Source organism: Mariniflexile litorale (assembly GCF_031128465.2).
GTDB lineage: Bacteria > Bacteroidota > Bacteroidia > Flavobacteriales > Flavobacteriaceae > Mariniflexile > Mariniflexile litorale.
In genome coordinates, this window is record NZ_CP155618.1 from 612,282 (window position 1) to 624,105 (window position 11,824).

Consider the following 11,824-nt stretch of genomic DNA (forward strand, 5'->3'; position numbering starts at 1 on the left):
GCCTACGGGCTTTTTAAAAGCTATATGACCTATTCCTGCTCACATTTTATTAATTATTTCTCTTTTAAAACGTATTTAAATCCCACTTATCTTGCCATTTTAATACTGGTTTTCCATTCATCATATTTATTGGAAGCCATACATAGGTGCCATCAATAGGATTTCTGGGTTGCCACCTATCAGCCATAAAAATAAAGGCATCTTCTTTTCCTTGAACTGGTAAAATAAAAGTGCTTTGTGAACGAAATGTAAGATGCGCCTCTTTTCCAATACTCGGGTTACCTAAAGGCTGCCATGGCCCCCAAATGGATGTTGATTTAAACGAACGGGCTTCATTAGGATCCCAGCCTGTACATCCTGAAGTTATCATATAATAAATCCCATCCTGTTTAAAAATTGCGGGAGCTTCATTATGACCAGTGGGTGCTACGGATATCCATTTATCTGTAAAATCTAAATAATCATCTGTAAGTTCTGATATGTGAAGTGTCAAATTTTCTTCTGAGGCGTGTATGTGATATGCTTTTTCATCGCTATCTACAAATACAGTCATATCTCTTGACATCTGCCCTTTTTCAAAATCTCTTTGTATTAGCATACCGTTTTTTACAGAGGCTATCCATTCGGCTGACCAATCTTTTAATTCCTTTTTATTCCAGGTTCTTAACTTCTTCTGCTGGTAAGTGAAATTTAATGGCCATACTCCTTTATTGGGTCTAAATGATTTTTTAAACTCAAAAGGTCCTGTTGGAGTATCGCTTGTAGCTACAGCTGTTCTTGCTGCATTATAGCCTTGGTTTTTTAGTTCTAAATGAAACCATAAAACAAACTTGCCTGTTTTTTTATTATATACCACTTTTGGACGTTCTATAACACAGCCCTTAGTTATTTCTGAATTAGGATCTTTATCTACTTTTAAAACGATGCCTTCGTTTTTCCAATTATACAAATCTTTAGAAGTATAACAGCTTACTCCTTTTAACGAAGTATTTCCGCTTCTACCAGATGCTTTATATTCTCCATACCAATAATAAACACCATTATAATAAAGAACACCTCCTCCATGAGCATTAATGTGTATCCCGTTTGTATCTGTCCATTTACTGCCAGGAACAAAAGATTTATGCTTATTATTATTTTTATAATTTAAACTAGATAACAAAAAAAAAGCAACACCTAAAAGACTAAATATTAAAACAATTAAGGTGGTTGACTTGCTCTTTAATTTCATATTATTTTTTATTTGTACAGCTCCAAGCGATACCATACTTATTTCTAAAACTTTTTTTATAAAATGAGTTATTGTTTTTCTAGAAAACGATACATTTCACATGAAGCTAATAAAAATGCTCCCACACCAAAATCTGCAGTAGAATTTCTATTGACAACTTGCCCAGGGATCGCTTTTTCACCAATGGGCTGTACATAACCTACTGCTCCATTATCTTGAAGCGCCGTGTTTGTTAGGTAATCCCATGATTTTATAGCTACCGGCAAATAGCTGTCTTTATCTAATATATCGTTGTTTATCCCCCATAAAAAACCATAAGTAAAAAAGGCTGTTCCACTAGTTTCTGGTCCTGGTGCATGTGCTGGGTCTAAGATACTACGGGTCCAATATCCGTCTTGTTGTTGAGCATCCGCTAATGCTATCGCCATATCTTTAAACCTATTAATGTATTTTTGTTTATACGTTGCATTGTCGGGCATATCTTGGATGATTTTTGCATATCCTGCAAAAACCCATCCATCTCCTCTAGCCCAAAAATCTTTTTCACCATTTGCACTTTTATGTTTTGGATACACATATTTAGCATCACGATAATATAACTTTGATTCAGCATCATACATGATACTATTTGCATAGGTAAGATATTCTTCTAATTTCTCTAAGTATAACTCATTTCCTGTTAGTTTATAAAGTTTAGTCATTACGGGCATTACCATATATAAACCATCTGCCCACCACCAATAATCATTTTTATTCGTACTCATTTGATATTCCATAACTTCGCGGGCACGCGCTATTTTAGATCCGTCTTTTTCATCTGAAAAATTATATAGATCAATATAGGTTTGAAAACAAATTTGCCAATCGCCAAACAAAACATATGCATCGGTTTCCCCATAACTGTATCTCCATTCGGACTTATTTTGAGATTTAGCTCCCATCCATTGGTTTTTATTTGCCCAAGCTAACGAATAATCAAAATAATCCTCATTATCAGTTACTGTATAAGCATCCATATTCCCTGTATGATATGCTGATACATGCCAAAAAGCATTACCTGGATTAGGATGATTTTCTTGCCAATAGGTATTAACTTTGTTGATAATTGAAATAACGTCTTCTTTAGAATCTTCTATTAAGATAGAACCCTCTTCCTCTATTAAGATTTCTTCCTTTAATGGCTCAGTTTCGCTACTTGAACTAGCACTTCCCAAACATCCGTTGAAAAGCAAACACATTAGAATAATTCTTGAGAAAAACAATACTTTTAAATTCATAGTTTTTTATTCTGTTTTTTGTATCATTTGCATGATTGTTTTTACAAAATCAATTGATTTACACACAAAATGATATAGTAATACTAACTTATTTATACTTTATTTTTTATCTTTTTTATACACTCTTACATAATCAATAATAAATGGAGCAGGAAAATTGGTGTTTAAAAAATCGCCGCCATTCATGCCTCCAACAGCAAGATTTAATAATAAATAATGTGATTGATGGAATGGATTTATATTTTTATTTGTTCCGTTAAATGTATTACTTAAATCGACTTCATTTAACAACTGATTATCTACATATAATTTAATGGCCTTTTCATCCCAATCCATTCTCCATATATGGAATTCGTTTGCCCAATTGTTATTATTAAAACTTTCAAGCAAATAGGTTTTACTATCCCAAACAGGTTTCCATTTCTTATCTCCTTCCCAAGCTATATTGGCTAATATTTTGCCTTTATAAAACTCCATAATATCAATTTCACCATTTGCAGGCCAATTGTGTTCCACTCCTAAGGTCCAAAACGCTGGCCACAAACCCATTTCAACGGGTATTTTTGCTTTTATTTCAAACCTACCATATTTCCATTCCTGTTTATCTTTTGTGATTAAACAACTTGAAGTGAGATATATGGAATCCCGATTTTTACGCCAATCAGCAGTGCTTTTTGATATGAAATCGGGATTGGGTTTTGTTTCTTTTTTTACCTCAATAATTAAAAACCCATCTTTACAAACGGCATTTTCTTTTTGGTACCATTGTGCTTCTTCATTTCGAACAAATCCTGTTTCATAATTCCAGTTATTCTTATTAGGCAATCCATCAACGTTAAATTCATCATTCCAAATTAGTTGATACCCTTTAACCTGAGTGGTATTGCTTTTTGATCCCGAACAACTCTTCAAGAAAAACAAAACAAAAACACTCACGCTATAAAAAACGCTTTTAATCCAAATTTTACTCATTATTATTATTTACATCCAATTCAATACACAACCTATTTTCTAAACTTTTATTCAACAAGTTTTAGCTGATAGCTATATGAATAGTTGCTGTCATGCAAACGGTATTGTTTATGTGGATATGCACCCCAACTGTTATCACCTCCAACACCACGTTGCTTGAAATCTATATGCAAATAGATTTTATCTTTTTCTACAAGAATGTCTGTTGGATGTTTTTGAGATTTATGTTTACCTCCATCTAAGGTTTCTGTTGCCATATTTAAAGCACTAAAACTTAAGGGCTGATCTCCAACGATCTCAAGTCCTTTTGTGTTTTTATTTGTTAAAGTAATCCAACGCACATCGGTTTTGTATCCAGCTTCTTGCGGCCGAATGTATGTCCAGGTGAATTGATTTTCTACTTTATCTTTATATATCCCTATAAAAGACGCTGTATTTCTATCGGAATAATTCTCCCAAGGGCCACGACCATAATAACTTAAATCATCATAACTTCCATCCAGTACCATACGCATTCCAAATCTTGGTAATTCTGGCAACTCTTTACCCTTCATATCCAAACTGGCCGTTATTTTTATTGAGCCATCATTTTTAATTAAATAATCAATTGTATAAGGAATATTAATATTTGAAAGCATAAATTCTACATGAATTGGCAACCCTTCTTTAGTTTGTTTTCCAACTGCAACGTTTTGAACTTTTAAATTTTCATGAGCATTTTTCCACACCCCTAATTTTTCTGGCATTTTATTACCATAATCGTTATCAGTTGGCGCTCTCCAAAAATAAGGTTCTGGAAAGTTTAATATGGTTTGTGAGGTTTCTTTACTTGCTGTGTATTTTATAAGTTTCCCGGTTTTTAAATCAAATTCACCATGGACCAAATTATTTGAAAACAAAAGTGTTTGGTCTTTAAAAGAATGTGTTAGTGTACCGTCCTTTATTTCTTTTAGATCAAAATAAGTAGTGCTACCCCTCTTAAATTGCTCTCTAGCTATTTCATGATTAACAGGTATTAGCTCTGTTGCTGTTTTGGTATAAGCATACACATCAATAAAATATTCTTTAGTGCTATCTAAAGCAAGCATGTGCAACTTGACTCCTTTAGTTTCATTAGGCATTGCAGACACTTCAAAGTTTTCTTCTTTTACAACTTCACCATTAGCTTTCAGCACCCATTTAAATTGGTAGTTCTCTAAATTTGTGAAATTGTATTCATTTGTAATTTGTAATTCATCATGGTCAGTTAGTTTAAACGAGATGTTTTGAAATACTTTTTTCACCTCTTCCAATGCTGGATGAGCCACTCTATCTGCAGTTACCAATCCATTAGCACAAAAATTTTGATCATGCTGTAAATTTTCGCCCCCTAAATCGCCGCCATAAGCCCAAAACATGCTTCCATCTGGGGTTTCTGTTTTTAAACCTTGATCCACCCAGTCCCAAATAAAACCACCCTGCATTTTTTTGCTGGTATTCATAATATCTCGGTACTCTTGAAAGTTACCGTTACTATTTCCCATGGCATGCGAATACTCACACATTATATAGGGTCGTGGATCGTTCCCTTCGGCATACTTATTCATGTTTTTAAGACTTGGATACATAGGAGCAACAATATCTGTGTTTTCATTTTCTCCTGCTTGTTCAAACTGCACGAATCGTGTTTTATCTCTTTCTTTCAACCATTTATAACCTTCATAAAACACAGGTCCGTTTCCACATTCATTTCCCATAGACCAAATGATGATAGATGTGTTGTTTTTATTTTGTTCCAACATACGCTTCATTCTATCCATATGTGCTGGCGCCCATTCTGGCAAGTATGCGGGATGTTTGGCTTTATCAAACCACGCTTGCCATTCGGCACCCATCGCATGAGTTTCTATATTCGCTTCATCAACAACGTACAGGCCATATTCATCACATAAGGTGTATATATACGGATCGTGTGGGTAATGACTCATACGAATGGCATTGATGTTATTTTGTTTCATCAACTTAACATCCTCAAGCATGGTTTTTTTATCTGGCGCATGCCCCTTAGTACCATGGTGTTCGTGAAGATTCACACCATTAACCATGAGAGGTTGTCCATTAACCATTAATTGAGACTCTTTAATTTCCACTTTTCTAAAACCCATTTTTTTAGAAAGAACTTGCTCGTCCTTTTTATCAGCTAGCTTTAAGATATATCTGTATAAGTATGGTGTTTCTGCACTCCATTTTAAAACATCTTTTATTGTTGTAGAAAAGCGAACCGTCGTATCCGTTTCCTTTATTTTTTTCTCTTCAGAGTATATTGATTTACCATTCGCATCTATTAAATTCACAGATGCTACTTGGTTTTTCGATACTTTTTTATCAAACCTTCTTACGTCGATGTCTACATTAAAAACACCATCATTATAGTTGTCGTTTAAACCACCTTCAACAAAATAATCCCAAATAGTATGTTTCGGTATTGCTTGCAAATACACATCCCGTTCTATACCACTTAGTCTCCAAAAATCTTGGTCTTCTAAATAACTTCCATCGTGCCAACGGAATACTTGCACTGCTAATTGATTCTTTCCTTTACTTAAAAACTGAGTAATATTAAACTCCGCAGCTGTTTTAGAAGCTTTAGTCATACCTACTTCTTGCCCATTTAAAAATATTCTGGCATACCCTGAAATGGAACCAAAGTGTAAAATAATTTCTTTATTTTTCCATGAATCTGAAATTTCAAAAGTGGTTCTGTAGCTACCAACAGGGTTATAGTCTCCATTTATAAAAGGAGGGTTTTTAGGAAATGGGTATGTAATATTGGTATAAATTGGAATATCAAAACCTTGTAATTCCCAATTTGAAGGTACTTGAATCGTTTTCCAATGGGAATCATCCAAATCTGTTTCATAAAAATTCAAAGGACGTTCTGATGGCTTTTTTACTAAATTAAATTTCCATGTGCCATTTAAATTTTTGTACAGATTAGAGTTTTCTGGTACATCTGTAATGGCAGAAGCTTCATCATGATACAAAATAAAAGATGCTCTCCCTTGTTCTTTGTTACGATCTACCACTACGGGATTTTCCCATTCATTTATATTGTTTTGTGAGAAACTTAAAAGAGAGCAAAGTAATAGGATGAAAGTTAAATTTAATTTGTACATATGGGTAATTCTTGAAATTTGTTTTGCTTTTTTATAAATTTTTATATCGTATCATGGCTTCTACTAAATAATAGTCACCATACGAAAGAGGAGTATCTATTTCTGTTTTATTTGGCATATTACCAACACCACGCTTTAATAGAAATCCTCCATTTGTGTTTTCTTCAGCTAAATATTCATCGGTTAATAAGGTACTCAAAATGGTCTCAGAAGCATTTTCGTATTTGTTTTCTAAATCTTGATTTACATAGGTTTTTAACTCCAACAATGCCGAGGCAATTATGGCTGCTGCTGAAGAATCTCTTAATGCGTCTGGAATATTATTAGCATCAAAATCCCAATAAGGCACCATATCTTTTGGCATATTTGGATGATTTAGTATAAATTCAGCAATGGCATTTGCTTGTTCTAAATACTTTAAATCTTTTGTTTCCCTATATGTAACAACAAAACCATATAAACCCCATGCTTGCCCTCTTGCCCAAGCGGATTCGTCTGAAGCCCCTTGATTGGTTATTTGGGCTTTTACATCACCTGTTTTTTCGTCGTAAATAACTTCATGATATGAACTGTAGTCTTTTCTAAATTGATTTTCTATCGTTTTATCAGCATGATTAATTGCGATATCATAGTAAGTACTATCCTTACTATTACGGGCAGCCCAGAAAAGCAACTCTAAATTCATCATGTTGTCTATTATTACCACAAGGTCATCTTCACCTGCTTTATTCCATGAGGCACTATCCCATGAACGGATACTTTTTACCGTATCGTTGTATCTTGTGGCTAAGGACTTGGCACTATTCATCAAAATTTCTTTGTATTCTGATTTCGGATTTAGTCGATTTGCATTTCCAAAACTACAATACATCATAAAACCTAAATCGTGGGTTGATTTGTTAAACTGTTCTTTTTTTAAACCCATCAATACTCTATCTATTTCTTGTTTTAGAACAGGTTTATTTAGTACTTCATTTAAATACAAAAGTGTTCCTGGATAGAAACCACTGCACCACCAATCGGAATTGCTTGTTTCAAATTTATCTCTGTCTGCATAATATGTTTTAGGATATCTTCCTTCTGGCAGTCTTGTTTTCATGTATTCATACTGCTGCGATGCTAAATTTAAAGTTGCGTCTATTCTAGAATTTAGAGAATCTGGATTTTGGGCACAAGAGGATAGGGTTAATGTAATTGCCATAAAGGCTATATATATGTTTCTCATTCTAAAAATAGATGTTAATATTTTAATTCTGGTATTGGTTTAAATTTTTAATTTGTAAAACACGAACTTCTGAAGCGTTTTTTGAAGCGACACCTTCTCCATCAATCTGGGTTACTTTTTGAGTAAAAAGATGAAGTTTTTTTCTGCTGTTCCATAAGGCTGTATCATAATTAGGTTCCCATTCTCCAACACTTGTTTCACTTAAATCTTTTATTTCCCATCTTTGGGTTTTATTTAAAATGGTACTAGCCATAGATACTTTATTTTGTCTTTCTAAATCACGAAAAAGAATATGAATGCTAGTGTACTTTTTGGAATCGTCAATCAAAATATCTGGACGGGATATTGGAATTTTTTTGGTTCCACCACCACCTAGAGTAAAAGCCGTTTTTCTAAAACCAGTATTTATTTTTTTCCAACTGTCATCTTCTAGGTAAACTATTTGATACTGTGGAATTTTATTTTCATTCCAATAGGTTACTATATATGGATTCCCATATTTATCAACAGTCATTGCTGTTTGATTTATGAGATTCTTCTTTTGTGGAATTCTCCAAGCATATTCTGCTGAAGCTTGCGTAATGGGCAAGTTATATTTTTCACCTGAAGATTTTTTCCAAGTTTTTCCACCATCTTCAGATTGTGTATAGCATACATCGTGGTTGGTTTCCACGTCCCAGGTTTCTCTCCAAACCCACGAAATATGGACCACACCTTTGGCATCTACACAAGCTTGCCAATAAGCACTTCGCTTATTTTCACCATCTATAAGATTGTTTTGTAGTTGTGTCCATTTTTTATGGTTCAAATCATAAGTATTAATTACCAGGTTACCTCTACCTGATTGCCCTGAACGATAAAAAAACAGTAAGTTTCCATTTGGTAAATTGTAAAATTCGGGATAAGTTATTTTGTCTTCTTGAATACCTGTCATACTCATTTCTTCTTCTAACTCTAAACTATAGGGTTGCTTACTTTTGGTATATTTAAGAGATGTGTTGTGATGGTCCCAACTTACATGTAAAAAACCATCCCCATCCACTGCAATACTAATAGTGTTATGGGCATCTTTTGTATGGCCTTTATAGGGTGTTTTTAAGAGTTTCCATTTTTGGGAATGCAGTGTCCGTTTTCCTAAAATCAAATAACTTTCTTGATCGTAATAGGCCACAAATTGATATTTCCCCGATGTAGTTAAAGCATTTTTTCTGAATTTTACAGTATTTACAGAATTACTACTCCAACCTTCTCCTATGTATGAATACGATATATTTTTACCACAAGACATGGCACAAACAACACCTGTTATTAGTACAACATATCGTTTAAGTAATAGAACTATTTTATTCTTCCTCAACATTACTGCTTTCCAATGTTTTAATTGGTTACCAATTATTTTTGTTATTAAAGTTCTATCTACTCTTTAAATTTTATTAAAAGCACAGCATAAAATGCTGTGCTTTTAATAAATAAATGACCACTATTTTTATTTTATAATTTCTCCAAAGAGAAGGATTCTATCACACAAAACCTACTTTGACCTTGTGTTGTGGAGATCCCAAAAGAAATTGTTTTAGTTTCTGTAAGTGTAAACATAATTTCAAACATATCCGGAGTCATTGTTTTCTCAAACCTTACAAACCCAAGGGTTGTTGGGTCTGTCTCTAACACCCCAGCATTTGAATCTGGAAGATCAGTCCCTTCTGCTACTGCTAGATAGACAAAATCTTCAGGAATGGTGTACCCACTATCGATACCTCCATTTTTAGCTCTTGGGCTACATTTAAATTTGTAGTTACCTGCTTCCAATGTAAGTGTTTGATATACTTTCCCATTCGTAATACTTGGAGACCCCCAACCACTTTCTATGTTGAAAACACCCGTACTATTTGAGTCCCAGCCACCATAACCACCATGATTTTTAGCCGCATCATTAGTTGTCCAATCTGTTAAATTACCCCATCTTCCCGATTTATCCGAGCTAACAAAAGGTATCTCCCTATTCAACACATATACAAGCTCTACATCATCAACCGTTACATACTCTACATAAAAAGTATCTATAGCTGTTTCATTGGGCAAAAATGTTGTACGATATTTAAATGAAGACGCTTTTTTGTAGTATGGTAGTGCACTTGGATCTGCTAAAGGAATCGTTGTAACATGTTCCTCATCATTAACATCTGTATACACATATTGAGTCCCCACTACACCCGTTGACAAATCGATATTACCATACTCTACCTTCAAGGTTGAATTTGCATCTCCTTTGTATACACTACTAGATAAATAAGGTCTATTATATAAAGACGCTTGATAATTATCGCCAAAAACAGATCCTATACTCGAGACTGCTATTGATATATTACCTAAAGCATCATAAGTACGAACCTCGAAACTATAAATATTTTCAGCTAAATTTTCAATAAAAACATCTAACGTGTCTACACCTTGTGTTCTTACTACTGGCACGACTATAGAATCTGAGCCGCTATTCCAAAATATTCTACATTCTGTTATTTTTGGATCGGAAATAAAAAGCCCTTTAACATTTACTCTATTTCTACCTGAAAAAATATGCAAGGAGTCTATTTTTCCTGTATAAGATATTTCTCCATCTTTAAGAAACTCTTTATAGCCTTCGTCCATAGTAGAACAGGCACCAAAGCTTGTTGCTAGTGCTACTACTACAATAAATTGCAAATAATATTTTTTTAATATATATTTCATCATACTGTTTTTTAATGTTAACATAAAACTAATTTGTGTTACCGTAAACTTGAATTTCACCTATGGACATAGATCCTGTTGCTCCCCAGTTTTTAAGAGACTTAATTCTTAAATAACGAACTTTTGGCGCTGTAGGTTCAAATTCCCAGCTAAAGCCTGCATTAGCTGTTTGATAATCCTCATCTGTTTGTTGTCCAAAAGGCAAGCCAGATGGCTTAACAGCATTGTATGCCCCCAGTTTAATCCATGTTTGATCAAGAGAACCATCTGGGTTTGGTGTTTCTGATCCCCAAACTTCAAATTCCTTTAAGTTTCCTTTATAGTAATAACTTCTACCATTAAAATACTCAGGATAATCCCAAATAACAATCCGACTCATTTTAGCCAGTACCCCCGTATCTATAGTTACCGTGTGTGGCCCTGCTACACTTCCATCTGTTAAAAAAACTTTTGGCCAATTCATGATCTCACCATCCCACATACCTGTTTCAATCGCTGTTGAATGCGTTTTGGTATCACCAGGTAAACGATAGGGTTTATAACCTGATTTTGGTAAAGGTGTTTCTAATAGAGGTGTTATGGTTGTATATAAAGTATCTGTAGTATTTAACCATCTATCTCTAACTGTAAAGGCAAAATCATGCGGTTCAATAGTAAATGGTCTTATCGTTTTTTTAATTATATCTGTTGAAGTATATATACTTTTATCATTAATAACCCAATCCCCTTGATCGTTTTTTTCCATAAGTAATATTGAAAGATCGTAACGCAAGTTGTTAGTAGCTTTTATAGAAACTCCTCCAAATGTCGTTTCAATCAACAAACTTCTAAAAACATCCCATGCAGGAGATTCTTTAGGATTTACTGTAACTATTGTAGGCTCTGAAATGGCTTCACTTCTATTTACAGCATACAATTTAACGGTTTGCTCTTCTTCATTAAGAAACCCTTCTACTAAAAGTGAATTGTTATAGTAAGACGATTTAACTTCCATTTTACGACCAGTTGCAAGTGTATATTCTGCTTTTACATATAGTAAATCTTGATCCTTTGGTAACGTGTAGGTTAGTTTAGACTTCCCTGGAAGATTTTCCACCATTACATTTTCTACAGGGTCTGGAGCAATCTTATTATTTTCTATAGGTTCTAACTTGTTTTCGTCGCAACTAATAATTAATGAAGCAATTATGATTACGAAAACGCTTGTTTTTAACATTTTATATTTCATGTCTTT

8 protein-coding genes are annotated in these 11,824 nt (G+C 33.8%); all 8 read right to left on the reverse strand.

Annotation, left to right across the window (positions count from 1 at the left end; translation table 11 throughout):
- Positions 1-64: 64 nt before the first annotated feature.
- Positions 65-1,231 (reverse strand): glycoside hydrolase family 43 protein, encoded by a 1,167-nt coding sequence (locus QLS71_RS02345; protein ID WP_308991138.1) that lies wholly within the window; start codon positions 1,229-1,231, stop codon positions 65-67.
- A 68-nt stretch (positions 1,232-1,299) separates the two neighbouring features.
- Positions 1,300-2,508, reverse strand: a complete 1,209-nt coding sequence (locus tag QLS71_RS02350; protein WP_308991137.1) for a glycoside hydrolase family 88 protein — start codon at positions 2,506-2,508, stop codon at positions 1,300-1,302.
- A 99-nt stretch (positions 2,509-2,607) separates the two neighbouring features.
- Positions 2,608-3,480, reverse strand: coding sequence for a glycoside hydrolase family 16 protein (locus tag QLS71_RS02355; RefSeq protein ID WP_308991136.1), 873 nt, complete (start codon positions 3,478-3,480; stop codon positions 2,608-2,610).
- Positions 3,481-3,527: 47 nt separating this feature from the next.
- A complete protein-coding gene (locus QLS71_RS02360) occupies positions 3,528-6,635 on the reverse strand; it encodes a glycoside hydrolase family 2 TIM barrel-domain containing protein (RefSeq protein WP_308991135.1) in 3,108 nt (1,035 codons plus the stop codon).
- Positions 6,636-6,666: 31 nt separating this feature from the next.
- Entirely contained in the window at positions 6,667-7,860 is a 1,194-nt protein-coding gene (locus QLS71_RS02365; protein ID WP_308991134.1) for a glycoside hydrolase family 88 protein, read from the reverse strand.
- Positions 7,861-7,882: 22 nt separating this feature from the next.
- On the reverse strand, positions 7,883-9,220 hold the full coding sequence (locus QLS71_RS02370) for a BNR repeat-containing protein (protein ID WP_308991133.1): 1,338 nt from the start codon (positions 9,218-9,220) through the stop codon (positions 7,883-7,885).
- 131 nt (positions 9,221-9,351) lie between these two features.
- Complete coding sequence (locus QLS71_RS02375; RefSeq protein ID WP_308991132.1) at positions 9,352-10,593, reverse strand: DUF4998 domain-containing protein; 1,242 nt, start codon at positions 10,591-10,593, stop codon at positions 9,352-9,354.
- A gap of 25 nt (positions 10,594-10,618) precedes the next feature.
- Positions 10,619-11,818 (reverse strand): DUF5000 domain-containing lipoprotein, encoded by a 1,200-nt coding sequence (locus tag QLS71_RS02380; protein WP_308991131.1) that lies wholly within the window; start codon positions 11,816-11,818, stop codon positions 10,619-10,621.
- Between the last annotated feature and the right edge of the window lie 6 nt (positions 11,819-11,824).